The organism is Pseudomonas sp. NGC7 (assembly GCF_047159675.1).
Taxonomy (GTDB): domain Bacteria; phylum Pseudomonadota; class Gammaproteobacteria; order Pseudomonadales; family Pseudomonadaceae; genus Aquipseudomonas; species Aquipseudomonas kermanshahensis.
The window spans coordinates 5632641-5657424 of the sequence record NZ_BAAFZY010000001.1 but is presented as its reverse complement, the minus strand read 5'-3'; the positions used below and the strand labels follow the sequence as shown (position 1 = coordinate 5657424).

Below are 24784 nucleotides of genomic sequence, written 5' to 3'. Positions count from 1 at the left end.
GCGCGTCCCTGCGCCCGCAACAAGGGCGCGAAGCCGCAGATTCCGGGGGCAGCATGTCGGGTTCCATCCTCTATATCCATGGCTTCAACAGCTCGCCGCTGTCCAAGAAGGCGCGCCAGCTCGAGGCAGTCATGCAGCAGTTGGGCTTGTCCGACCAATTGCGTGTGCCGGCGTTGCACCATCACCCACGCCAGGCCATCGCCCAATTGCAGGGCGCCATCGCCGAACTGGGTGCGCCCTTGCTGGTCGGCAGTTCGCTCGGCGGCTACTATGCCACCTATCTGGCAGAGCGCCACGGCCTCAAGGCCTTGCTGATCAACCCAGCGGTGGCACCCCACCGGTTGTTCGATGGCTACCTGGGCACCCAGCGCAACCTCTACACCGATGAGGCCTGGGAGCTGACCCACGATCACGTGCAGGCCCTGGCCGAGCTGGAAGTGCCAGCCCCCGAGGATGCCAACCGCTACCAAGTGTGGTTGCAGACCGTTGACGAAACCTTGGATTATCGCCACGCCGAGCGCTATTACCGAGCGTGCGCATTGCGCATCCAGGCCGGTGGCGACCACAGCTTCCAGGGCTTTGTCGAGCGCCTGCCGGCACTGCTGGCCTTTGCCGGGATTGCCCCGGGCGCTTATGCGGCACTCGACTTTTCCGTGCTCTGAGCTTTGTACCCAGCACTTTTGCATTCACCTGACTGACGACGAGACCCCATGGCCAATCCCAGCGCTAGCGCCTATAACGCAGACGCCATCGAAGTCCTCTCGGGCCTTGATCCGGTCCGCAAGCGACCGGGCATGTACACCGACACCAGCCGACCGAACCACTTGGCCCAGGAAGTCATCGACAACAGTGTCGACGAAGCCCTGGCCGGTCACGCCCGTTCGGTGCAGGTCATCCTTCACGCCGACCACTCGCTGGAAGTCAGCGACGATGGCCGCGGCATGCCGGTGGACATCCACCCCGAAGAAGGCGTGTCCGGGGTCGAGCTGATCCTGACCAAGCTGCACGCCGGCGGCAAGTTCTCCAACAAGAACTACCAGTTCTCCGGTGGCCTGCACGGCGTGGGTATTTCGGTGGTCAACGCCCTGTCGACCCAGGTGCGCGTGCGCGTCAAGCGTGACGGCAACGAGTACCAGATGACCTTCGCCGATGGCTTCAAGGCCAGCGAACTGGAAGTGGTGGGCTCGGTCGGCAAGCGCAACACCGGCACCAGCGTGTACTTCAGCCCCGACCCGAAGTACTTCGATTCGCCGAAATTCTCCATCAGCCGCCTCAAGCACGTGCTCAAGGCCAAGGCCGTGCTGTGCCCGGGCCTGCTGGTCAGCTTCGAGGACAAAGGCAGCGGCGAGAAGGTCGAGTGGCACTACGAAGATGGCCTGCGTTCCTACCTGGTCGACTCGGTCAGCGAGTACCTGCGTCTGCCCGACGAGCCGTTCTGCGGCAGCCTGGCCGGTAACAAGGAGGCCGTGGACTGGGCCTTGCTGTGGCTGCCTGAAGGCGGCGACAGCGTTCAGGAAAGCTACGTCAACCTGATCCCCACCGCCCAGGGCGGCACCCATGTCAACGGCCTGCGCCAAGGCCTGCTGGATGCCATGCGCGAGTTCTGCGAGTTCCGCAACTTGCTGCCCCGTGGGGTCAAGCTGGCGCCCGAAGACGTCTGGGAACGCATCACCTTCGTGCTGTCGATGAAGATGCAGGAGCCGCAGTTCTCCGGGCAGACCAAAGAGCGCCTGTCGTCCCGTGAGGCGGCCGCCTTCGTTTCCGGCGTGGTCAAGGACGCATTCAGCCTGTGGCTCAACGCCCACCCCGAGCTGGGCATGCAACTGGCTGAACTGGCCATCAGCAACGCCGGCCGTCGTCTCAAGGCCAGCAAGAAGGTCGAACGCAAGCGCATCACCCAAGGCCCGGCGCTGCCGGGCAAACTGGCGGATTGCGCAGGCCAGGACCCGATGCGCGCCGAGCTGTTCCTGGTCGAGGGTGACTCTGCCGGTGGATCGGCCAAGCAGGCGCGGGATAAAGAGTTCCAGGCGATCCTGCCGCTACGCGGGAAGATCCTCAACACCTGGGAAGTGGACGGTGGCGAAGTCCTGGCCAGCCAGGAAGTGCACAACATTGCTGTGGCCATCGGTGTCGACCCGGGTGCTGCCGACCTCTCGCAGCTGCGCTACGGCAAAATCTGCATTCTCGCCGACGCCGACTCCGACGGCTTGCACATTGCCACGCTGCTGTGCGCACTGTTCGTGCAGCATTTCCGCCCACTGGTGGAGGCCGGCCATGTCTACGTGGCCATGCCGCCGCTGTACCGCATCGACCTCGGCAAGGAAATTTACTACGCCCTGGACGAAGCCGAACGCGACGGCATCCTCGATCGCCTCGTAGCCGAGAAGAAGCGCGGCAAGCCGCAAGTCACGCGATTCAAGGGGCTGGGTGAAATGAACCCGCCACAGCTGCGCGAAACCACCATGGACCCGAACACCCGGCGCCTGGTGCAGCTGACGCTGGACGATGTGCAGGCCACCTGCGAGCTGATGGACAAACTGCTGGCCAAGAAGCGCGCCGGCGACCGCAAGAGCTGGCTGGAAACCAAAGGTAACCTTGCCGAGGTCATGGTTTGATTCGGCTGTTTCTCGCCGCTTGCCTTGCCCTGGTTACCTTGCCGAGTGTGGCGGGCGACTGGCCGCAGTTGAAGATGACTGCCGAATACCCCGTCGAGGGTATGCGCGGCGGCAACTTGTCTGGGTTGGTGCAGTGCCGGGGTGCGTTGTGGGGTGTATCCGACCGTGACGATGACCGGGTCTATCGTTTCGATCAGCAAAACGCGGTGTGGCGTGCACAACCGTTGACCTTCACCCCGCCGCCCGTACCCGAGAGCGGCTTGCCGTGGGGGCTGAAGTCGCGCAACTGGGCGGCGTCCTATGTGCGCGGTGGCGAGCTGGACTTCGAAGGCATCACCTGTGACCAGGCCGGTAGCCTCTACCTGGTCAGCGAGGCGCATGCTGGCGTGTTGCGCATCCCGCTCAAGGGTGAGCCGGACTGGTTGAAGATCGACCCGGCCATGGTTCGGCAGGCGCGGGCCAGTGGCATGCTGCTTAACTTCAATGCCTTGTTCGAAGGCTTGGCGATCAACCCGGCGGGTGACCGCATCTGGCTGGCCGCCGAGCGCGAGCGCCGGGGGTTGGTGGCGATCGAGCGTCAGCAGTCGGTGTGGACCTGCGGGCGCAGTTGCGTGCTGCTGAGCGAGGCTGGCGTCGAGATGCAGCCGCCGCAGATGCCCAACCCACGGGCGCTGTCGCGTGATTTTTCCGACCTGGCCTGGTTCGAGGGCAAGCTGTACACCCTTGAGCGTAACGCCTACCGCATTTGTCGCCGCGACGCAGACAGCGGCGTGGTCGAGCGTTGCTGGTCGTTCGCCGCCGATGCGTTGGTGGAATCGCGCCGGTACGATCAGCCGTACGGCCTGGCAGAAGCCCTGGTAATCGATGCCAAAGGCGCCTGGATTGGCCTGGACAACAACAATGGCGTGCGCGCCGATGGCGAGGCACGCCCGATCGTCTGGCGCTTTGACGCACCCGCCGGCGGCTGGAGCGCCAAGCCATGAGCCAGGCTCCGGGCAAGCGTGCCGGCAAGCTACTGATGATCGTCGCCTGGGCGGCGGCGTTGTTCCTTGCTACGCGTTTCTTCGGCCAATGGGAAGACAGCCAGCGCAACCCTAATGCCCAGGTGCAGTCTTCACGTGGCGAAGGCTTTATCGAGGTGCGCCTGCTGAGCAATGGCCAGGGGCACTTCGTGGTGGATGGCGCGATCAATGGCCAGGCCGTGCATTTCATGCTCGACACCGGGGCGACCGACGTGGCGATACCTGAGGCCTTGGCACACACGCTGGCGCTTGCGCGCGGCAGCCCGGTGCTGCTCAGCACCGCAAACGGCCGCACCGAAGGCTACCGCACGCGGCTGAATACCCTGCAGCTGGGTGATATCCGCCTGCAGGACGTGCGAGCCACCGTGGTGCCAGGCCTGGACGGGCAGACTGTGCTGCTCGGCATGAGCGCCCTGAAACAACTTGAATTTACCCAGCGCGGCGGCACCATGCTGCTGCGCCAGAACCTGAAATGACGAGGCCCGCATGAGCGACTCACTGGAACTCAGCCTCGACGGCGTCGAACGCCGCTCGCTGGCGGACTTCACCGAACAGGCCTACCTCAACTACTCCATGTACGTGATCATGGACCGGGCCCTGCCGCATATCGGCGACGGCCTGAAGCCGGTGCAGCGACGCATCGTCTACGCCATGAGCGAGTTGGGGCTCGATGCCGATGCCAAGCACAAGAAGTCGGCGCGTACCGTCGGCGACGTGCTCGGCAAGTTCCACCCCCACGGCGACTCGGCCTGCTACGAAGCCATGGTGTTGATGGCGCAGCCGTTCAGCTACCGCTACACCCTGGTCGATGGCCAGGGCAACTGGGGTGCGCCCGACGATCCGAAGTCGTTCGCCGCTATGCGTTACACCGAAGCAAGGCTGTCGCGCTACGCCGAAGTGCTGCTCAACGAAGTGGGCCAAGGCACCGTGGACTGGGTGCCGAACTTCGACGGTACCCTGCAGGAGCCCGCGGTATTGCCAGCGCGCCTGCCCAACATCCTGCTCAACGGCACCACCGGTATCGCCGTGGGCATGGCCACCGACGTGCCGCCGCATAACCTGCGTGAAGTGGCCAGTGCCTGCGTCCGTTTGCTCGACGAGCCCAAGGCCACGATCGAGCAACTGTGCGAGCACATTCAGGGCCCGGACTACCCGACCGAAGCTGAGATCATCACGCCGCGCGCCGAGATCCTGAAGATCTACGAAACCGGCCGCGGTTCGATCCGCATGCGCGCCGTTTATCGCGTCGAAGATGGCGATGTGGTGGTCACCGCACTGCCGCACCAGGTCTCCGGGGCCAAGGTACTGGAGCAGATCGCCGCCCAGATGCAGGCCAAGAAGCTGCCGATGGTGGCCGACCTGCGTGATGAGTCGGACCACGAGAACCCGTGCCGCATTGTCATCATCCCGCGCTCCAACCGCGTGGATGCCGACGAACTGATGCAGCATTTGTTCGCCACCACCGACCTGGAAAGCAGCTACCGGGTCAACGTCAACATCATCGGCCTCGACGGCCGGCCGCAGCTGAAGAACCTGCGCGCCCTGTTGCTGGAGTGGCTGGAGTTCCGAACCACTACCGTCCGTCGCCGGCTGCAACACCGTCTGGACAAGGTTGAGCGTCGCCTGCACCTGCTTGAGGGCTTGTTGACGGCCTTCCTCAACCTGGATGAAGTGATTCACATCATCCGCACCGAGGAGCATCCCAAGCAGGCGTTGATCGACCGCTTCCAACTGACTGAAATCCAGGCCGACTACATCCTCGAGACCCGCCTGCGGCAGCTGGCGCGCCTTGAAGAAATGAAGATTCGCGGCGAGCAGGACGAACTGCTCAAAGAGCAGGCCAAGCTGCTGGCCTTGCTCGGCAGCGACGCCAAGCTGCGCAAGCTGGTGCGCACCGAGCTGATCAAGGACGCCGAAACCTATGGCGATGACCGCCGTTCGCCAATCGTCGAGCGTGCCGAGGCCAAGGCGCTGTCGGAAAACGAGCTGATGCCGACCGAACCGGTCACCGTCGTACTGTCGGAAAAGGGCTGGGTGCGTTGCGCCAAGGGCCACGACATCGATGCCACCGGCCTCTCGTACAAGGCGGGCGATGGCTTCAAGGCCGCCGCTGCCGGGCGCTCCAACCAGTTTGCCGTGCTGATCGACTCTACGGGCCGCAGCTATTCGGTGGCCGCGCATACCCTGCCGTCGGCGCGGGGGCAGGGCGAGCCGCTGACCGGCCGCCTGACACCGCCACCTGGGGCAACCTTCGAGTGTGTGCTGTTGCCTGACGATGACGCCCTGTATGTGGTGGCGTCGGACGCCGGCTACGGGTTCGTGGTCAAGGGCGAAGACCTGCAGGCCAAGAACAAGGCCGGCAAGGGCCTGCTCAGCCTGCCCAACGGGGCAAAAGTGATGACGCCACGCCCGGTGGCCAACCGCGAGCAGGATTGGCTGGCAGCGGTGACCACCGAGGGCCGGCTGCTGGTGTTCAAGGTCAGCGACTTGCCGCAACTGGGTAAAGGCAAGGGCAACAAGATCATCGGCGTGCCCGGTGATCGGGTGGCCAGCCGTGAAGAATTTGTCACCGACCTGGCGGTGATGGCCGAAGGGGCGACCCTTGTATTGCAAGCCGGCAAGCGTACGCTATCTCTGAAAGCGGACGACCTGGAGCACTACAAGGGCGAACGGGGCCGGCGCGGCAGCAAGCTGCCACGCGGCTTCCAGCGTGTCGATGGGTTGCAGGTGGAAGGTCCGGCGTAACCCGGTGAAATGTCTGGAACGGCAATTTCAGCGCCGTTCCAGGCAGAAATGCTGGAGTCGGACAGCTATTTCGCGGATGATATGGCCCCTGCGGTGCCGGCGTAGCCGTGTGCCCGATTGAATCTACATGAGTATCACTGCGGTCTGCCTGTGGCGACCGCCTGGATGGGATGATGAAACTTCTGCGCCTTCCATTTGCGCTGTTGATGACGGGCCTTTTGGGGCTGGGCGGATGCAGCATGCATCAGCCGGTTGCCTTGTACCAGCTCGACAGCGGTGATCCTGGCCAGCCGTCGCAAAGCGCGGGCATGGCCGTGGTGCTCGGCCCGGTGTCGGTGGCCGATTACCTGCAACGCGAGACGTTCCTGCAGCGTCAGGCCGATGGCAGCCTGAGTTCGGCGACCGACGGTCGTTGGGCGGGCAGCCTCTCGTCGGACATTGACCAGTTGCTGGTTCGCCAGCTGGCCTGGCGCCTGGACAGCCAGCGCGTGGTCCTGGCACCGGCAACCGCTGGCTTCAGCCCGGACGTGCAAGTCTTGCTGTCGATTACCCGCCTGGATTCTGGCAAGGACCAGCCGGCGATTCTCGATGCCCAATGGCGTCTGCTCGACCGTCGTGGCCATGTGCGCGACAACCGCATCGTTCACCTCGAGCAGCAGCACGAGGGCAGCGAGGCGTCGCAGGTGCAGGCGCAAGGGCAATTGCTGCAAAAGCTGGCTGAACAATTGAGCACGGCGGTCAAACCGTTGGCCAATCAGCCTGCCATTGCCGAAGAAGCGCCGAAAAAGCCAGCTGCACCGGTACAGGTGAAGAAGGCGCCGGAGAAATCCAAGATCCCGATGGCTTCGCCGATCCGTACCGATATGGAAGTCTATCGGTTCTGATGGTTCCGCCAGATACGAAAAAGCCCGCACATGTGCGGGCTTTTTCGTATCTGCTAGGTGATCGCTGTAGGAGCAGCCTTGCGCTGCGAAGAGGCCGGGGCTGGCAATGCATCTCTGTTGTTAGGGCCGGTCCCTTCGCAGCACAAGGCTGCTCCTACAATCAGGCTCGACGCTCGTGCATCCGCGCCAGTTGCCGTTCCAGCATCGACGGGTAAGGCTCCATCAGCCGTTCCACGCAGCACGCGCCTTCGGGGCTGGCAATCGGGCGGATCCGCGCGCGCTGACGAATCAGTGCGTCGTCGCTGATCTGACGCTCCACCAGCAACAGGTTGCGGCTGTGCTGCGACAGTGCCAGGGCATCCTGGGCTTTTTCAGCCATCAGCAGGTCGACCAGCTCCAGCCCGTGCAGGTCGTTACCCAGGGCCAGGCCCAGCTGCAGTTGCAGGGTAATGCCGCTGTCCGCGACTTCGATCTGCAAGGCATGGCCCAGTGCGCGCAGCAGCTCGCCACAGCAGATCGCATTGGTCAGGTAGTCCTCGCCACAGTCGCGGCTGTGGAACAGCACCAGAGTACTGCCGTCGTTGAGCGTGTGGGTTTCGCCCTCATACAGTGAGGCGGCATGCTCCAGGCAGTCGCGGTAGCGCTCCAGCAACTCGGTCAGGCGCGTGCGCGGCAGGCGGCGCAATTGCTCTTGCGAGCCGAGCTGCACGGCCAGCACTGCACTGTTTTGCGGCTCGTCAGACTCGAACGGCACCGCCTTCGGGGCGCTGTCCTCGTTGTCGAGCAACCCGGCGAAGGCTTCATCGTCCTCGTCGTCTGCCTGGGCGACAACCTTGGCGCGCGGGGCAGCCTTGGGGGCCGGTGGGGCTTCGTGCAGGTGCTCGAAAGTGTCTTCGTCGTCCTCGTCTTCTGGCTCTGGCTCTGGCGGCGGCGGCGGGGCCAGGCGAGTGTGCAACTGGCGGGCGATGTCACCGATCTCGTCCTGACGGTCGGTGGCCGGGGTGTAGGGGTGCGGGTCGCGTAGCCAGACACGCAGCTGCAGCAGCGGCAGGGTGATATGGCGCGCCTGGCGCAGGCTCAGGCTCAGCGCCAGGGCCAGCAGGATGGCGGCGAGGATGCCCATGCTCTGAAGGCTGATCAGCATCGGCTGCTGGAACTGGCCCATGTCCAGGCTGATGCGCAGCTGCCCGGCGGTGACGTCCTGGAAGGTGATCTTGGTCTGGTACAGGCCTTCGGCCTCGCCCAGCAGGCTGTTGCGCGGGCGCTGGCCAGCTTCGGCAAGGATGCGGTTGTCCACGCTGTAGATCGCCGCATGGGCCACCAATGGGTTTTTCACCAGGTTACCCAGCAGCACGTTGAGGCTGAGGATGTCGTTGGACACCAACAGCTCCGTGGCCGACGTGGCCGTCTGCGTGGTCAGGCTTTGGCCGAGCGCATCCGCCTGCTCGTGCATGGCCTGCTTGAACTGCAGGCCCATCACGCAGGCATAGATGACCAGTGCCAGCGCCACCAGGAAAATGTTGGTGAAGGCGATGCGCAGCGCCAGAGGGACGCGACGTTGACTCAGGGCACGATAGATCATCAGGAAGAAGTTGTCTGGCTTGACGGGGGTGGGCCGGTTCACAGCGCTCGGCTCTTAATGGCATAAAAGTGAGGGGCAGTATAGCGACCCCGGTTTTTTCGGCAAAGTATCGTTCGCGCCCGATGGTCACGGAAAATCGGTAGAATGCGCATTTTTCATCGAAGTCGGAGTCCGGTCTTGCGCGAAATCGTCCTGATCAACATCACAGGTGAAGACCGTCCCGGTCTCACCGCGGCCATCACCGGCGTCCTGCTGCAGGGTGGTGTGAACATCCTCGACATCGGCCTGGCGGTCATGCACGGCACCTTGTCGTTCGGCATTCTGGTCGATATCCCGGACAACGAAGTGGCCACCAACCTGCTGCAAAGCGTGCAGGCCAAGGCCCATGAGCTGAATCTGCAGGCACGTTACACGCCGATTTCCGAGGCTGATTACCAGCATTGGGCCGATGGCCACGGTGAGGCGCGTCATATCGTCACCCTGCTCAGTCGCAAGATTACCCCAGAGCAGCTGCAACGGGTCAGCGCGGTCATCAGCCAGTACGGCCTGACCATCGAGCGCATCGAGCGACTGTCTGCCCGTGTGGGCCTGGATGCCGACACCGAGAAGGGCAAGGCGGCTGTCGAGATTTCCGTGCGCGGCGAGCCGAGCGATGCCCAGGCCCTGCGTGCAGACTTCTTCGCCCTGGCTGAAGCGTTGAGCATCGACATCGCCTTCCAGAAGGACGACTTGTTCCGTCGCAACCGCCGCCTGGCGGTGTTCGACATGGACTCGACCCTGATCGAGGCCGAGGTCATTGACGAACTGGCCAAGGCTGCCGGAGTCGGCGAGCAAGTGGCTGCAATCACTGAGCGGGCCATGCGCGGCGAGCTGGACTTCCGCGCCAGCTTCAAAGAGCGCATGGCGTTGCTCAAGGGCCTGGACGTGGGCGTGTTGGATGAGATCGGTGCCTCGCTGCGCCTGACTGAAGGTGCCGAGAACCTGTTCGCCGAGCTCAAGCGCCTGGGCTACAAGACTGCGATTCTGTCGGGTGGCTTTACGTACTTCGCCCGACAGGTGCAGGCGCGCCTGGGCATCGATTACGTGTTCGCCAACGAGCTGGAAGTGGTCGACGGCAAGGTAACTGGCGTGGCCGTTGAACCTATCGTCGATGCGCAGCGCAAGGCTGAGCTGCTGCAGCAGTTGGCCAGCGAAGAGGGCTTGCAACTGGACCAGACCATCGCCGTGGGTGATGGTGCCAATGACCTGCCGATGCTGTCGTTGGCAGGCCTGGGCGTGGCGTTCCGTGCCAAGCCGCTGGTACGTCAATCGGCCAAGCAGGCGATTTCGACCCTGGGGCTGGACGGTGTGCTGTACCTGCTGGGGCTGCGTGACCGCGACGCGCGCGGCTGATTCGAGTTTTGGGGCTGCTTTGCAGCCCTGATCCCTGTAGGAGCAGCCTTGCGCTGCGAAGAGGCCGGTGAAGCGGCGAAGATTTAGCTGTCTTCGCTGGCCTCTTCGCAGCACAAGGCTGCTCCTACAGGGGCATGTGTACTTGCTGGCCTCAGGCTTCGGCAGGCGCTGCCAGTAGCTGCCCCATGCGCACCGCCGAACCGGCACCCAGGCTTTCTGCCCACTTCACCTGCTCTGGCCCGAACAGCACGATGGCGGTCGAACCCAGTTTGAAGCGGCCCAGCTCGGCGCCTTTTTCCAAGTGGATCGGCGCGCGGCTGCCTTCGTCGTAACGGAAGGTCTTCAGCTCACGCTTGGGCGGGGTTACCAAACCGGCCCAGACCGTCTCGATCGAGGCGACGATCATCGCACCTACCAGCACCACGGCCATCGGCCCACGCTCGGTGTCGAACAGGCACACCACACGCTCGTTACGGGCAAACAGCTCGGGGACGTTTTCTGCAGTGGTCTGGTTCACCGAGAACAGGCGGCCCGGCACGTACACCATCTCGCGCAGGGTGCCGGCCAGCGGCATGTGCACACGGTGGTAGTCCTTCGGCGACAGGTAGATGGTGGCAAACTCACCGCCCATGAACGGCGCAGCCATGGCTGGATCGCCGCCCAGCAGCTCTTGCGCGCTGAAGCCGTGGCCCTTGGCCTGGAAGATGCGGCCGTGTTCGATCGGGCCAAGCTGGCTGACCGCGCCGTCGGCCGGGCACAGGATGGCACCGGGCGTTTCGTCCAGCGGACGGGCGCCGGGCTTCAGGGCACGGGTGAAGAAGGCGTTGAAGTGTTCGTAAGCGCTCAGGTCTTCGACCAGGGCCTCGGACATGTTCACCTGGTAGCGCTTGGCAAACCAGGCGGTGAAGGCATTTTTGAACCAGCGTGCACGGCACTCGGCAATGCAGCCGGCCAGCCGCGACAGCAGGTGGTGCGGCAGCAGGTACTGGCTGATGATGAACAAACGGGATTTCATGCAGGTTCCTTAGACTTCTACAGGCGTGTCCGGGTGGTTGCCCCATTCGCTCCACGAGCCGGCGTAGGCCTTGACGCGTGGGTAGCCGAGGGATTTGGCCACCAGGTAGGTGAAACCGGAGCGGCGGTGGGTCTGGCAGTGGGTGATCACTTCCTTGTCGGGGGTGATGCCCAGCTTTTCGAGGACGTCGGCGATGTCCTGGCGGATGCGCAGGTGGTCATTGAGGTCCATGCCGGCGGTCCACTCGAAGTTGATCGCGCCGGGAATATGACCGCCTTTGGCCGCCAGAACCTTCTCGCCGCTGTATTCCTGCGGGCCGCGGGCGTCCCAGATGACCAGGTCATCGGCGCCCAGGCGGCTTTGCAGGTATTCGCGGGTGGCGGTTGGCTCGACATGCACGTGCAAGCGTACGGGCGTGTTGGCCGGTGCCGGTACGTCGGTCACCAGCGTGTCGGCCGGCCAGGCCTGGATACCACCATTGAGGTAGTGGTAAGCCTTGTGGCCGATCACGTCGAGCAACCAGATGAAGCGCCCGGCCCAGCCGCCGCCTTCATCGTCATACACCACATACACGGCGTCGTCGCGGTGGCCGAGTTCGCTGAACAGTTTTTCCAGATCGCCCAAGGCCGGCAGCAGGCCGGGCGCAGGAGGCTGGCCCAGCTGGGTGCGCTTGCCCTCGACGAAGCGTGCGCCGGGGATATGGCCGCTGACATAGCGGTTGGCGCTGCTCAGGTCGACCAGGATCAGCTGTGGCGAATCCAGGCGCGGCAGCAGGTCTGCGGCTTCGATCACCAGGGGCAGGCCGGAAAAGTCAGTCATCCACGGTCTCCAGTGTGGAAAGAGGGGCGATTGTAGCGCAAGGCTCAGCCCTTGCGGTTGGCAAACACCGACAGCGCGCGCTCGATGCATTGCGCGGTTTTACCAAAGGCTTGCACGCTGATATCAGCCAATGGCCGGCAGCCCTGGTCGGCCACCATCAGCATCAGCACCTGATCGTTTACCGCCAGCGAGCGCAGCAGCACGTGCTCGCTGCGGAACAGGGCACGCAGCGGGGCGGGCAGCAGGGCCGAGAACTGGCTGTGGTTTTCCGGCGTGATGCGCAACTGTCCGGCCTGGGCCATCAGCTTTTGCAGCAGTTTGTTTTGCGGCACCTGCAGGGCCAGGGCTCCGGCTTCTTTAGGCAAGCCGGCGGTCTGTTGCACGCGCAGGTAGTCGCTGGCCTTGTCCAGGCTCAGCAGCAGGATGCGTTGCATGCCGCAGGCCAGTAGGGCTTCGCGGGCCTGGGTGGCCAGGTGCACGGTATTGGTGAACGGGCTGGGCTGGGCCAACAGGTCCTGGCACAGCTTGCGCCAGCGCGCCAGGTCGTCGCTACTGGGCGGCGGTGGGGCCAGCATGTCCGGGTGCGGGCGGCGCTGGTGCCAGGGCCAGATCAGTGCTTCCGCCGGGTGGAACAGGGCATGCCTGGCGTGGCGGCGGGCGCTGGCCGCGGCCTGCTGGTGCACTTGCTGCTGCACGTCTTCCAGCGAGGTTTGCAGGTAGAGCGCAGTCAGCAGCTGCCAACGCAGCAGGTGCGGGTTGTCCCAGCCCACCTGCGCCGCCAGCGCAAGGTTGTTGGCCAGCAGCACGGTGTTGGCCGGCTGGTTGAACCAGCGGCGCAGGCCCGGCTCGGCATCCAGGCGGTGTTGCTGGCTGAGCAGGTCTTCGTCTCGGGCGATACTCAGCACCTGGGCCAGTTGTTCGCGTTCTTCCAGCAGCAGGCGGTAACCCTGGGTTACCCACTGCGGCAGGCGCCAGTATTCCGCCATGGTCCGGCACAGCGCCATGATGCGCACGCCAAACAGCTCTTCTTCTACCTGGGCGGCGTCCTCGCCCTTGTGGATAACCCGCAGCTCCCAGGTGTCGAGCAGCTTGGGGTAGGCCAGTGCCAGCGGCCACAGGGGTGACAGGAACAGCAGGCTGCCCCAGTGAATTTCCTGCCACAGCCGTGCCAGTCGGCTGGCGAACAGGCCGCTGGCCTGCTGCGAAGCGTGCTGGCTGATCAGCTGGAACTGGCTGAGCACTGGCGGGATTTCTTCGACGGGCACGGAGGGCAGGCGCTTGAGCAACTGCTCGGTGCGGGCAAGGCCCAGCCGGTTAAGGGCGATTTCCAGGCTCTCGGCAGGCTCGGCCTGGCTGGCGTTGGTCGGGTGATTGGCCTCACGCAGCACGGAAAGCACCAATGCCGGGCTGTCCTGCATCAGTTCGGCGATATCGCGCAGCGAGCGGCGGCTGTCATTGATGGCAGCGATTACCCGGTCGTGACTGTGCTTCGGCACGGGGATGCGGACACTCTCCAGCAGCTTTACCCAAGCCTCTAACGTACGCGGCGGCTGAGCGGGCACCTTGGTTTCAATTGGCATTTTGACATCAGTCCGAACTGGCTTTTCGCTTTGAGTGGCTATAGTCTGGCGCAGTTCTGCCGATAAGTAGAAGAAGAGTTTTAAAGCTCCCAGTCTCATACCCCGACCACGACAGCAAGTGCTTTGAACCTATGGCTAAAATTATCGGCATCATCGTCGTATTCGCGAGCGTGCTCGGCGGATACGTGCTCTCCCACGGCAAGATTGCGGCGCTGATCCAGCCGTTCGAAGTACTGATCATCGGCGGTGCGGCCTTCGGTGCATTCTTGCAGGCCAACCCTGGCCACATGACCATGCACGTCATCAAGAAGTCGATGAAGATGTTCGGGTCGCGCTTCTCCCATGCCTTCTACCTGGAAGTGCTGGGCCTGGTGTACGAGATCCTCAACAAGAGCCGTCGTGAAGGCATGATGGCCATCGAGAGTGATATCGAGGACGCCGCAGCCAGCCCGATCTTCGCCAAGTACCCCACCGTGCTGGCGGATGAGCGCATGACGGCGTTCGTCTGCGACTACTTGCGCATCATGTCCACCGGCAACATGGCCCCGCACGAGCTCGAAGGCTTGTTCGACATGGAGCTGCTGAGCATGAAGGAAGAGCTCGAACACCCCTCCCATGCGGTGACCGGCATTGCCGACGGCATGCCCGGCTTCGGTATCGTTGCGGCGGTACTGGGTATCGTGGTGACCATGGCCTCGCTGGGCGACGGCGACCAGGCGGCCATCGGCATGCACGTCGGTGCGGCGCTGGTCGGTACGTTCTTCGGTATCTTGGCGGCCTATGGCTTCTTCGGCCCCTTGGCCAAGTGCCTCGAGCACGATGCCAAGGAAGAGCTCAACCTTTATGAGTCGATCAAGGCCTCGCTGGTCGCGTCGGCCTCGGGCATGCCGCCGTCCCTGGCTGTGGAGTTCGGGCGCAAGGTGCTCTACCCGAAACACCGCCCAAGTTTTGCCGAGCTGGAACAAGCGGTTCGCGGTCGCTGAGTCATGGAAAACAATCAGCCGATCATCATCAAGCGCGTCAAGCGCTTCGGCGGCGGCCATCATGGCGGCGCCTGGAAAATCGCCTTTGCCGACTTCGCCACGGCGATGATGGCGTTTTTCCTGGTGCTGTGGCTGTTATCCACAGCCACCCCCGAGCAGAAAATCGCCATTGCCGGTTACTTCCAGGACCCGATCGGCTTCTCCGAGAGTGGCACGCCCTACGTGATCGACCTGGGCGGCTCGCCCGAGATGGCGCCGGAAAAGACCATCAACCCTGAGGTGAAGACCGAGCCGACGCAGGAGTCCACGGTTCAGCTGAACAAGGACCAGGTCGAGACCATGGCCGAACAGGTCGAGCGCGAGCGCCTTGAGCTGTTGCTGCAGGAACTGCAGAACAAGGTCGAAGAAAACCCGCAACTGCAGAAGTTCAAGGACCAGATCCTGTTCGAGATCACCCAGGACGGCTTGCGTATCCAGATCATGGATGCCGAGAACCGGCCGATGTTCGACCTCGGCAGTGCGCGTTTGCAGCCGTATTTCGAAGACATCCTGCTGGCCATGGCCGACACCATCAAGGCGGTGCCGAACAAGATCAGCGTCAGCGGCCACACCGATGCCAAGCCGTTCGCCGGCACTGGTGAGTTCGGCAACTGGGAGTTGTCGGCCAACCGTGCCAACGCGGCGCGGCGTGCGCTGGTTGCCGGGGGCTATCCGGATGGGCAAGTGGCCCGGGTGGTGGGTTATGCGTCGTCGTCGTTGTTCGACCGCAAGAACCCGTTCAACCCGGTCAATCGGCGTATCGACATCATCGTGCTGACCAAGAAGGCCCAGCGTGACATCGAAGGTGAGCAGGCTGCGCCCGAAACGCCTCCGGCCCAGCCAGCACCGCCTGCCGGCGCAGCGCCAGGGGCTTCTTCGGCCCCCGCTGTGCCGGGCGCTGAGCAAGCGCCGATGCAGCCACGCGAGCTGCGTCAGAAGCTGAACATCTTCGAGGATGGCACGTTGAAGATGGATGAAGCCAAGGAGCAGTAAGTGACTGGGGCCGCAGAGCGGCCCCAATGCATTCAGAACCCCCGGCGGATCTTGGCCTTGAGGTCGGCATGAAAGTAGTCGGCATTATCCCGGTCAGCCCCTAACCCTCGCCCTGGCGGCAATGACATGGCCCGCTCGAACGTGCGCTCATCGTGATACGCACGCACGAACAGGTCGATGTGCGGGCGCTCGCGCATGATCGGCCATCTGCCTAGGCACTCAGGCAGTGTGCCTGGCACTTTGCAATAGAAACTCACCCGGCGGCAGCCCATTGCCGCGGCCCCCAGCAGCCAGGCAGTCCACCATTGTTCACCGACGCTGGCCGGCAACACGCCGACCCAATGGGTGGCATCGCTCATCTGCTGGCAGAAACTGCCATAGAGGTCATCGCGGGTCTGACCATCGCTGTCGTATTGCACCAGCTGGGTGGGGATGCCTTCGAGCAGCAGGCGCTCATTGAGGATGAACGCGTCGAGCCGCTCTTCGTGGCGGTAGCTGATAAGAACCGGCATGGCGGTTGCCCTCCCTGATAGAAGCCATGACCATCAGCGAAAGCAGGAGAAGGGGCAATAGATGACGCTAAAACCGGAGCGGTCTTACGCGCTCCGGTAATATTTCCTACAAATCAGGCGGGTTAGTAGCTGTCTTCCGGCAGGCTGGCGATGATCGAGCGGTAGCTGTTCATGCGTTGCTGCTTGATCCGGCCTTCGTCCAGCGCCTTGAGCAACGCACAGCCCGGCTCGCGGTCATGCTTGCAGTCGCGGAAGCGGCAGGTGCCGAACAGGTCGCGGAACTCGATGAAGCCCCCTTCCACGTCATCGCGGCTGACATGGCCCAGGCCGAACTCGCGAATACCCGGCGAGTCGATCAAGTCGCCGCCGTTGGGGAAATGGTACAGGCGCGCGGTGGTGGTGGTGTGCGTGCCTTGGCCCGACCATTCGGACAGGTCGCCGACGCGGGTGTCGGCAGCGGGCAGCAGGCTGTTGACCAGCGACGACTTGCCCACGCCCGACTGGCCGACGAACACGCTGATGTGCCCGTCCAGCATCTGCTGCAGGCGTTGCATGCCGTCACCCTGGTGGGCCGAAACCTCCAGCAGCGGGTAGCCGAGTTCGCGGTAGACCTCGAGCAGCGCCTGCAACGCCGGGGCGTTCTCGTCGTTGATCAGGTCGGCCTTGTTCAGCAGCAGCAACGGGCGGATGCCGGCGTGTTCGGCGGCTACCAGGTAGCGGTCGATCAGGTTCGGGTGGGGCTCGGGGGCTGGCGCGAAGACGATCACGATCAGGTCGACGTTGGCCGCCACCGGCTTGAGCTGGCCGTGGTTGTTTGGCCGGCACAGCTCGGTGCTGCGCGGCATCTGCGCGACGATAACGCCGATGCCCTGGTTGCCCGCCCGCCAGACCACGCGGTCGCCGGTGACCAGCGCAGGCAGGTTGGCCCGCAGGTGGCAGCGGAAGATCTGCCCAGCCACGTCGCCGTCCTGGGCCTCGACTTCGACCTGCACGCCAAAGTGCGCGATCACCAGGCCCAGTTGCTCTGGCCCCAGGTCGCCGCCTTCCAGCTCCTGCAGCGTGTGCTGCTCGCGTTTGGCGGCGCGAGCGGCGCGCTCGTTCTGGATTTTTTCGATACGCCAGTTTTGGCGACGATTGAGCTGGCGTTTGGCCATGAAGATTCCGTGCTGGGACAGATTGAAAACGGCAGGCAGTTTAGCACGCCGGGCGCCCGACCATTCTGCTTACCTTTGCACGGTGCGCCGCACATGCGCCCGCCGCACTCGCTAGGCTACTATGACGGCCTATACGAGGAGCCCCTGCATGCAAAACCCACAGAACCTGATCTGGATCGACCTGGAAATGACCGGCCTGGATCCGGACAGCGACGTCATCATCGAGATGGCCACGATTGTCACCGACAGCGATCTGAACACCCTGGCCGAAGGCCCGGTGATCGCCATTCACCACAGTGACGAAGTGCTGGCGCGCATGGACGAATGGAATACCCGTACCCACGGCGGCTCGGGCCTGACCCAGCGTGTGCGCGAGAGCAAAGTCAGCATGGCCGAGGCCGAGGCCCAGACCATCGCCTTCCTCGAGCAATGGGTGCCCAAGGGCAAGTCGCCGATCTGCGGCAACAGCATCTGCCAGGACCGCCGGTTCCTGTATCGCCACATGCGCAACCTGGAAAACTACTTCCACTACCGCAACCTCGACGTCTCGACCCTTAAAGAGCTGGCCGCACGCTGGGCGCCGAATGTGCGCGACAGTTTCAAGAAGGGCGGCACCCACCTGGCGCTGGACGATATCCGCGAGTCGATTGCCGAACTGCGCCATTACCGCGAGCACTTCATCAAGGTGTGAAGCGTGAGGGCGCAGATATTGTGTCTGTGCCCTCTTTTGGTGCCCTGGGCAACTGGTTAGACTGCGCGCCTTTCTCGCACGGACTCGCACCATGTTGTTGATGCTCTACCTCATTGCCATCACCGCTGAAGCCATGACCGGCGCGTTGTCTGCCGGCCGCCGCGGCATGGACTGGTTCGGCGTGGTGCTGATTGCCTGCGTCACGGCCCTGGGTGGCGGCTCGGTGCGCGACGTGCTGCTCGGGCATTACCCGCTGACCTGGGTCAAGCACCCTGAGTACCTGGTGCTGACCAGTTGCGCGGCACTGCTGACGATTTTCATCGCCCCCATGATGCGCCGCTTGCGCTCGATGTTCCTGGTGCTAGACGCCCTGGGGTTGGTGGCCTTTACCTTGATCGGTTGCATGACGGCGCTGGAGATGGGGCAGGGCATGCTGGTGGCGTCGATCAGCGGCGTGATCACCGGGGTATTTGGGGGGATCTTGCGCGATATCTTCTGTAACGACATCCCGCTGGTGTTCCGTCGCGAGCTGTATGCCAGTGTGTCGTTCGCGGCGGCGTGGTTCTATCTAGGTTGTGTGCACTTCCAGTTGCCAGCGGAGCAGGCCATGTTGCTGACCTTGTTCGGCGGGTTTCTGCTGCGCTTGCTGGCGATCCGGTTCCACTGGGAAATGCCCAAGTTCCACTACAACGACCAGCAGTAGTATTCGCCTCGAGCCTTTTTGCGCCTATGAGATCGAGCGCCGCCCGCGCGGCGCTTCGCGGGGCAAGCCCGCTCCCACATTTGTTTCGGGCCAGTTATTCCTGAGGCATTGGCGCGCGCCCCCTTGGTGCCCACCTCAATATCGTGTTGTACAAACCCGAAAATAAATGTGGGAGCGGGCTTGCCCCGCGAAGCGCCGCGCGGGCGGCGCTCGATTTCACAGGCGCTGAACATCGCACGGCGAACCCTGCCAGACTCAACACTGCCTATGCCTGCCTGTGTCGCGCCAGCGCCCACTCCACATGCTCGCGCACCAGCGCCGAGGCATCCTCGCGGCGTGCCTTCAGGGCCTCGATCACCGGGATCGTCGAAGGCGCATTGCCCAACCCCACGGCCAGGTTGCGCAACCAGCGCTCATAACCCGCGCGCCGCAATGGCCCGCCTTCGGTCTTGCGCAGGAAGGTCTTTTCGTCCCACAAGAACATCTCGGCCAGCTCGGCATTTTCCAACCCATGGCGTGGCTGGAAGTCCTGCTCCTGCGTGGGCCGGGCAAAGCGGTTCCATGGGCAGACGATCTGGCAGTCGTCGCAACCAAACACCCGATTGCCCATCATCGAGCGCAACTCGACGGGGATCGCCCCCTTGAGTTCGATGGTCAGGTAGGAAATACAGCGTCGGGCATCCAGCACATAAGGCCCGACGAAGGCCTTGGTCGGGCAGATGTCCAGGCACGCCTCGCAACGCCCGCAGTGCTCGCTGGTGTGCGCGTCGTCAACCGGCAACGGCAGGTCGACGAACAGCTCGGCCAAAAAGAAGTAGCTGCCGGCCTTGCGGTTGAGCAGCAGGGTGTTCTTGCCGATCCAGCCCAACCCGGCTTGCTCGGCAATCGCCTTTTCCAGCACCGGGGCGCTGTCGACGAAGGCCCGGTAGCCAAACGGGCCGATGGCTTCCTGGATGCGATCGGCCAGGTGCTGCACGCGCTTGCGCACCAGCTTGTGGTAGTCGCGGCCAAGGGCGTAACGCGATACGTAGGCCTTTTCCGGCTGGGCCAAGCGTTGCGCCATCTGCGTGTCGCCGGGCAAGTAATCCATGCGCAGCGAGACCACCCTTACCGTGCCGGGGATCAACTGGTCGGGGTGTGCGCGTTTGCCATCGTGAGCGGCCAGGTATTCCATCTCGCCCTGATAGCCGGCTTCTAGCCAGCGCTGCAGGTGCTTTTCGTGCTCGCCAAGGTCCACCCCGGCGATGCCGACATGGGCAAAACCGAGTTCTTGGCCCCAGATCTTGATGGATTGGGCCAGGGCGGGGAGGTCAAGTGTGCAAGCGGACATGGATGGGCAGGCAATACGGGCTCAGGTGCGTATAATTCTGCCAGACATTGGAGCCTTTGACCCCATGCCCCAGACCAAACAACCCGCGCATGCCCCGCAACTGCTCAGCAGCGTGACCGTCGCGCACCTGCCGGCAAGGCCTGCGCATGCCCATAAAAGTGACTTCGGCCATGTGCTGGTGGTTGGCGGCGACCTCGGTACGGGCGGTGCGGTGCTACTGAGTGCCGAAGCCGCGCTGCGCTGTGGTGCCGGGTTGGTCAGCGTGGCGACGCGTCCTGAACATGTCGGCGCATGCCTGGCCCGCCTGCCGGAAGCCATGTGCCTGGGCGTGAGTTCGGCCAATCAGCTGATGGGCGTGCTGGAGCGTGCCTCGGTGCTGGTGGTCGGCCCGGGGTTGGGGCAGGCGGCGTGGGGCCGTAGCCTGTTGTCGGCAGTGGCCAACGCTGAGCAACCGCAGGTCTGGGATGCCGATGCCTTGAACCTGCTGGCGCGCACGCCCCTGGCCCTGCCCAGCGGTAGCATCCTCACCCCGCACCCGGGGGAGGCGGCGCGGTTGCTGGGGATTTCCACCGAGGCCGTGCAAGCCGACCGCCCAGGGGCTGCGCGCAAGCTTGCCCGCCGCTATGCCAGCGTCTGCGTGCTGAAGGGCGCCGGTACCCTGGTGGCCGACCCGAGCGGGCAGTTGGCGCGGTGTGACCGTGGGCACCCGGCCATGGCCGGCGCCGGCCTGGGCGATGTGTTGACCGGCGTGCTGGCGGCGCTGCTGGCTCAAGGCTTGGGGGCCTGGGAGGCCGCCTGCTTGGGGGCGTGGCTGCATGCTTGTGCGGGCGAGCGCCTGGGCATCAAAGGTAGAGGCCTGGCAGCCAGTGATCTGGCGCCGGTCATTCGTGAGTTGTTGGAGGAGCATTCTGCGTGTCTGGCTTAACCCTGTTTCTGGCCGATGAAGCGGCCATGGTCGCGTTTGGTGCGCGGCTTGCCGAAGTGACCGGTGGTCATGGCGTGATTTTTCTCGAAGGTGACCTGGGGGCGGGCAAGACCACGCTCTCACGTGGCCTGATCCGTGGCTTGGGCCATACTGGTGCAGTCAAGAGCCCGACCTTTACCGTGGTCGAACCGTACGAGATGGGTGAGGTGCGTGCGTTCCATTTCGACCTGTATCGCCTGGTCGATCCGGAGGAGCTGGAGTACATGGGTATACGTGACTACTTCGAGGGCGATGCGCTGTGCCTGTTCGAGTGGCCACAAAAGGGTGCGGGCGTTTTGCCAAAGCCTGACCTGACCATTACCATAAGCCCCCAAGCGAGCGGACGCTCGCTGAACCTTTCGCCGCAGGGGGCTCGCGGCGAGGCTTGGTGCGTTGCACTGGGCAAACACTAAAACTGTAAGTGGGGTAGGTATGCGCATACGCGCACTGGTCGCCATCGTTGGGCTGCTGCTGACAACGGTGACCGTTGACGCTCTGGCCGTCACTCAAGTCAAGAGCATGCGCCTGTGGCGCGCGCCGGACAACACGCGGCTGGTCTTCGACCTGTCTGGCCCCGTGCAGCACAGCGTCTTCACCCTCAGCGCGCCAGACCGCCTGGTCATCGACATCAATGGTGCGACCCTGGCCGCGCCGTTGAACGTAGCGACGTCCAACACGCCGATCAGCAGCGTGCGTTCGGCCCAGCGTACGCCTACCGACCTGCGCGTGGTGGTCGACCTGAAAAAGTCGGTCACGCCCAAGAGCTTCACCTTGGCGCCCAATGCCCAGTACGGCAACCGCCTGGTGGTCGACCTGTACGACCAGGAAGCCGACGCCGTCGCTGCCAGTACACCGCCCCCGCCGCCGACGCCCGTGCAAACGCCGGTGACCACGCCTGCGGTGCCGGTGAGCCCGGCCCAGCCGGCCATCAAGCTGCCACCGGTGCCCAGCGGCAAACGTGACATCGTGGTCGCCATCGACGCCGGCCACGGCGGCGAGGACCCGGGCGCTTCCGGCTCGCGCGGCCAGCATGAAAAAGACATCGTCCTGCAGATCGCTCAGGAGTTGCAGCGCCAGATCAACAGCGAGAAAGGCTTCCGCGCCGAGCTGACCCGCACCGGTGACTACTTCATCCCGCTGCGCAAACGCACCGAAATCGCCCGTAAGAAGGGTGCCGACCTGTTCGTCTCGATCCACGCCGACGCCGCGCCGTCCAAGGCCGCCTTTGGTGCCTCGGTCTTTGCATTGTCCGACCGTGGCGCCACGTCCGAGACCGCACGCTGGCTGGCCGACACGGAAAACCGCTCCGACCTGATCGGCGGCGCCGGCAACGTCAGCCTCGACGACAAGGACCGCATGCTCGCGGGCGTGTTGCTCGACCTGTCGATGACCGCCACGCTCAGCTCCAGCCTCAATGTGGGCCAGAAGGTACTGGGCAACATGGGCCGCATCACCTCGCTGCACAAGCAGCGTGTGGAGCAGGCAGGCTTCATGGTGCTCAAGTCGCCGGATATCCCGTCGATTCTCGTTGAAACCGGGTTTATCTCCAACGCCAACGAAGCCGCCAAGCTGGCTACCCGCAGCCATCAGCAGGCCCTGGCCCGCTCGATCCATACCGGCGTGCGCCAGTTCTTCCAGCAAAACCCACCGCCGGGCACTTACATTGCCTGGCTGCGCGACACCGGCAAGATCGCAGCCGGCCCACGTGAACACACCGTGCGCCCAGGTGAGACCCTGGCCATGCTCGCGGTGCGCTATCAGGTCAGCGTGGCCAGCCTGCGCAGCACTAACAGCCTCAAGACCGATGAGCTGAAAGTCGGCCAGCGTCTGGACGTGCCGGCCACTACCCTGGCTTCGCAGCAATGAGTGGTGGTTCACGCATCCAGCTGCTCAGCCCGCGGCTGGCTAACCAGATTGCCGCGGGGGAGGTGGTCGAGCGCCCGGCCTCCGTGGCCAAGGAGTTGCTGGAAAACAGCCTCGACTCCGGTGCCCGGCGCATCGATGTCGAAGTCGAGCAAGGTGGTGTCAAGCTGCTGCGGGTACGCGACGATGGCGGCGGGATTTCTGCCGATGACCTGCCGCTGGCGCTGGCCCGTCACGCCACCAGCAAGATCCGTGAACTGGAAGACCTCGAGGGTGTACTGAGCCTGGGTTTCCGCGGTGAGGCCCTGGCCTCGATCAGCTCGGTGGCGCGCCTGACCCTGACGTCGCGCACGGCCAATGCCAGCGAAGCCTGGCAGGTCGAGACCGAAGGCCGCGACATGACCCCGCGCGTGCAACCGGCAGCTCACCCGGTGGGTACCTCGGTCGAAGTGCGTGACCTGTTCTTCAATACCCCGGCCCGGCGCAAATTCCTCAAGGCCGAGAAAACCGAATTCGATCACCTGCAGGAAGTCATCCGTCGCCTGGCCCTGGCCCGCTTCGATGTCGGCTTCCACCTGCGCCATAACGGCAAGAGCATCCTCAGCCTGCACGAGGCCCACGATGAAACCGCACGTGCGCGGCGCGTCGGCGCCATCTGCGGGCCGGGCTTCATGGAGCAAGCGCTGCCCATCGATGTCGAGCGCAACGGCCTGCGTTTGTGGGGCTGGGTGGGGCTGCCGACCTTCTCGCGGAGCCAGGCCGACCTGCAGTACTTCTTCGTCAATGGCCGGGCAGTGCGCGACAAGCTGGTCGCCCACGCTGTGCGCCAGGCGTACCGAGACGTGCTGTTCAATGGCCGGCACCCGACCTTTGTGCTGTTCCTCGAACTCGAGCCCAACGGCGTGGACGTCAACGTGCACCCGACCAAGCACGAAGTGCGCTTCCGTGAAGGGCGTTCGGTGCATGACTTCCTGTATGGCACCTTGCACCGCGCCCTGGCCGACGTGCGCCCCGAGGATCAACTGGCTGCGCCCGCGGCGGCTGCCGACATCGTCCGCCCCAGTGGCCAGCAGGCCGGTGAGTTTGGCCCTCAAGGCGAGATGCGCCTGGCCTCGCCGGTGCTTGAGCAGCCTCGTGCACCGCAGTTCTCGATTTCCAATGGCGGCAGTGGCTCGGGCTATCAGTCCCAGTACAGCCCGCGTCCGTCGCAGCCGTTGCCGGCGGCTGAGTCGCAGGCGGTGTATCGCGAGTTCTACAAGCCGCTGAGCGATGTCGCGGCTGCACCTTCGTCGCTGCCGGAAAGCCAGGGTGACATTCCACCGCTGGGTTATGCCCTGGCTCAGCTCAAGGGCATCTACATCTTGGCCGAGAACGCTGTCGGCCTGGTGTTGGTGGACATGCACGCCGCGCATGAGCGGATCATGTACGAGCGGCTCAAGGTGGCCATGGCCAGCGAAGGCCTGAGCGGTCAGCCGCTGCTGGTGCCTGAGTCGTTGGCCTTGAGCCAGCGCGAAGCCGACTGTGCCGAAGAGCACGCCCAATGGTTCCAGCGCCTGGGCTTCGAGTTGCAACGGCTGGGCCCCGAGACCCTGGCGATCCGGCAGATCCCGGCGTTGCTCAAGCAAGCCGAGGCCAACCGCCTGGTGCAGGATGTGCTAGCCGACCTGATGGAATACGGCACCAGCGACCGCATTCAGGCGCACCTCAACGAACTGCTCGGCACCATGGCCTGCCACGGCGCCGTGCGCGCCAACCGGCGCCTGGCCATCCCCGAAATGAACGCACTGCTGCGCGACATGGAAAACACCGAGCGCAGCGGCCAGTGCAACCACGGCCGACCGACCTGGACCCAAATGGGCCTGGACGACCTGGACAAACTTTTCCTGCGCGGTCGATGA

22 protein-coding genes are annotated in these 24784 nt (G+C 64.1%); 15 read left to right on the top strand and 7 right to left on the bottom strand.

Going from position 1 to position 24784, the window contains the following annotated elements; genetic code table 11:
• The first annotated feature begins 53 nt into the window (after window positions 1-53).
• From ACMCNM_RS25320 to ACMCNM_RS25295, 6 genes are all read left to right on the top strand, one after another.
• The gene (locus tag ACMCNM_RS25320) at window positions 54-662 is read left to right on the top strand and encodes a YqiA/YcfP family alpha/beta fold hydrolase (RefSeq protein WP_412765635.1); all 609 of its coding nucleotides are present in this window, start codon (window positions 54-56) and stop codon (window positions 660-662) included.
• A gap of 48 nt (window positions 663-710) precedes the next feature.
• Window positions 711-2615 carry a DNA topoisomerase IV subunit B gene (gene parE / locus ACMCNM_RS25315; RefSeq protein WP_027592509.1) on the top strand — a complete coding sequence of 635 codons (1905 nt, stop codon included), beginning with the start codon at window positions 711-713 and terminating at the stop codon, window positions 2613-2615.
• The gene (locus ACMCNM_RS25310) at window positions 2612-3598 is read left to right on the top strand and encodes an esterase-like activity of phytase family protein (protein ID WP_412765634.1); all 987 of its coding nucleotides are present in this window, start codon (window positions 2612-2614) and stop codon (window positions 3596-3598) included. Before parE ends, ACMCNM_RS25310 begins: the two co-directional genes overlap by 4 nt.
• Window positions 3595-4113: a TIGR02281 family clan AA aspartic protease gene (locus tag ACMCNM_RS25305; RefSeq protein WP_027592511.1), complete on the top strand. Its 519-nt coding sequence runs from the start codon at window positions 3595-3597 to the stop codon at window positions 4111-4113. The genes ACMCNM_RS25310 and ACMCNM_RS25305 overlap by 4 nt, the downstream gene beginning before the upstream one ends.
• Window positions 4114-4123: 10 nt before the next feature.
• A complete protein-coding gene (parC, locus tag ACMCNM_RS25300; protein ID WP_027592512.1) occupies window positions 4124-6382 on the top strand; it encodes a DNA topoisomerase IV subunit A in 2259 nt (752 codons plus the stop codon).
• Between the two features lie 173 nt (window positions 6383-6555).
• Window positions 6556-7266 (top strand): membrane integrity-associated transporter subunit PqiC, encoded by a 711-nt coding sequence (locus ACMCNM_RS25295; protein ID WP_027592513.1) that lies wholly within the window; start codon window positions 6556-6558, stop codon window positions 7264-7266.
• 160 nt (window positions 7267-7426) lie between these two features.
• On the opposite strand, the gene ACMCNM_RS25290 is transcribed toward ACMCNM_RS25295, so the two are convergent.
• Window positions 7427-8890, bottom strand: a complete 1464-nt coding sequence (locus tag ACMCNM_RS25290) for an AhpA/YtjB family protein (RefSeq protein WP_027592514.1) — start codon at window positions 8888-8890, stop codon at window positions 7427-7429.
• 135 nt (window positions 8891-9025) lie between these two features.
• On the opposite strand from ACMCNM_RS25290, the gene serB reads away from it, so the two are divergent.
• On the top strand, window positions 9026-10240 hold the full coding sequence (serB, locus tag ACMCNM_RS25285) for a phosphoserine phosphatase SerB (RefSeq protein ID WP_172961381.1): 1215 nt from the start codon (window positions 9026-9028) through the stop codon (window positions 10238-10240).
• Between the two features lie 151 nt (window positions 10241-10391).
• Here serB and asd read toward each other — a convergent pair whose 3' ends face one another.
• From asd to ACMCNM_RS25270, 3 genes are read right to left on the bottom strand one after another with little or no spacing between them, the layout of a single operon-like run.
• Window positions 10392-11255 carry an archaetidylserine decarboxylase gene (asd, locus tag ACMCNM_RS25280; protein ID WP_099430587.1) on the bottom strand — a complete coding sequence of 288 codons (864 nt, stop codon included), beginning with the start codon at window positions 11253-11255 and terminating at the stop codon, window positions 10392-10394.
• 9 nt (window positions 11256-11264) lie between these two features.
• Window positions 11265-12074 carry a rhodanese-like domain-containing protein gene (locus ACMCNM_RS25275; RefSeq protein WP_412765633.1) on the bottom strand — a complete coding sequence of 270 codons (810 nt, stop codon included), beginning with the start codon at window positions 12072-12074 and terminating at the stop codon, window positions 11265-11267.
• A 44-nt stretch (window positions 12075-12118) separates the two neighbouring features.
• The gene (locus tag ACMCNM_RS25270) at window positions 12119-13654 is read right to left on the bottom strand and encodes an HDOD domain-containing protein (RefSeq protein ID WP_412765632.1); all 1536 of its coding nucleotides are present in this window, start codon (window positions 13652-13654) and stop codon (window positions 12119-12121) included.
• A gap of 131 nt (window positions 13655-13785) precedes the next feature.
• Here ACMCNM_RS25270 and motA point away from each other — a divergent pair, with 131 nt between their 5' ends.
• Together motA and motB are read left to right on the top strand one after the other, a co-directional pair.
• Entirely contained in the window at window positions 13786-14637 is an 852-nt protein-coding gene (gene motA, locus ACMCNM_RS25265; protein WP_027592519.1) for a flagellar motor stator protein MotA, read from the top strand.
• A gap of 3 nt (window positions 14638-14640) precedes the next feature.
• Window positions 14641-15669, top strand: coding sequence for a flagellar motor protein MotB (gene motB, locus ACMCNM_RS25260; RefSeq protein ID WP_027592520.1), 1029 nt, complete (start codon window positions 14641-14643; stop codon window positions 15667-15669).
• 32 nt (window positions 15670-15701) lie between these two features.
• On the opposite strand, the gene ACMCNM_RS25255 is transcribed toward motB, so the two are convergent.
• Complete coding sequence (locus ACMCNM_RS25255) at window positions 15702-16181, bottom strand: molecular chaperone Tir (protein WP_085272300.1); 480 nt, start codon at window positions 16179-16181, stop codon at window positions 15702-15704.
• 122 nt (window positions 16182-16303) lie between these two features.
• Window positions 16304-17335, bottom strand: coding sequence for a small ribosomal subunit biogenesis GTPase RsgA (rsgA, locus tag ACMCNM_RS25250; RefSeq protein WP_099455496.1), 1032 nt, complete (start codon window positions 17333-17335; stop codon window positions 16304-16306).
• A 148-nt stretch (window positions 17336-17483) separates the two neighbouring features.
• On the opposite strand from rsgA, the gene orn reads away from it, so the two are divergent.
• A complete protein-coding gene (gene orn / locus ACMCNM_RS25245) occupies window positions 17484-18026 on the top strand; it encodes an oligoribonuclease (RefSeq protein WP_085272301.1) in 543 nt (180 codons plus the stop codon).
• 91 nt (window positions 18027-18117) lie between these two features.
• Window positions 18118-18729 carry a trimeric intracellular cation channel family protein gene (locus ACMCNM_RS25240; RefSeq protein ID WP_027592524.1) on the top strand — a complete coding sequence of 204 codons (612 nt, stop codon included), beginning with the start codon at window positions 18118-18120 and terminating at the stop codon, window positions 18727-18729.
• 265 nt (window positions 18730-18994) lie between these two features.
• Here the strand turns inward: ACMCNM_RS25240 and queG are convergent, their stop codons facing one another.
• Window positions 18995-20059 carry a tRNA epoxyqueuosine(34) reductase QueG gene (gene queG / locus ACMCNM_RS25235; RefSeq protein WP_412765631.1) on the bottom strand — a complete coding sequence of 355 codons (1065 nt, stop codon included), beginning with the start codon at window positions 20057-20059 and terminating at the stop codon, window positions 18995-18997.
• Window positions 20060-20123: 64 nt separating this feature from the next.
• Between queG and ACMCNM_RS25230 the strand changes: the two genes are divergently transcribed.
• The 4 genes from ACMCNM_RS25230 to mutL are packed head-to-tail and all read left to right on the top strand — an operon-like array spanning window position 20124 to window position 24784.
• Window positions 20124-20984 (top strand): NAD(P)H-hydrate dehydratase, encoded by an 861-nt coding sequence (locus ACMCNM_RS25230; RefSeq protein WP_412765630.1) that lies wholly within the window; start codon window positions 20124-20126, stop codon window positions 20982-20984.
• Window positions 20972-21436, top strand: a complete 465-nt coding sequence (gene tsaE / locus ACMCNM_RS25225) for a tRNA (adenosine(37)-N6)-threonylcarbamoyltransferase complex ATPase subunit type 1 TsaE (protein ID WP_027592527.1) — start codon at window positions 20972-20974, stop codon at window positions 21434-21436. Before ACMCNM_RS25230 ends, tsaE begins: the two co-directional genes overlap by 13 nt.
• Window positions 21437-21455: 19 nt before the next feature.
• On the top strand, window positions 21456-22889 hold the full coding sequence (locus ACMCNM_RS25220) for an N-acetylmuramoyl-L-alanine amidase (protein ID WP_027592528.1): 1434 nt from the start codon (window positions 21456-21458) through the stop codon (window positions 22887-22889).
• The gene (mutL, locus tag ACMCNM_RS25215) at window positions 22886-24784 is read left to right on the top strand and encodes a DNA mismatch repair endonuclease MutL (protein WP_412765629.1); all 1899 of its coding nucleotides are present in this window, start codon (window positions 22886-22888) and stop codon (window positions 24782-24784) included. Before ACMCNM_RS25220 ends, mutL begins: the two co-directional genes overlap by 4 nt.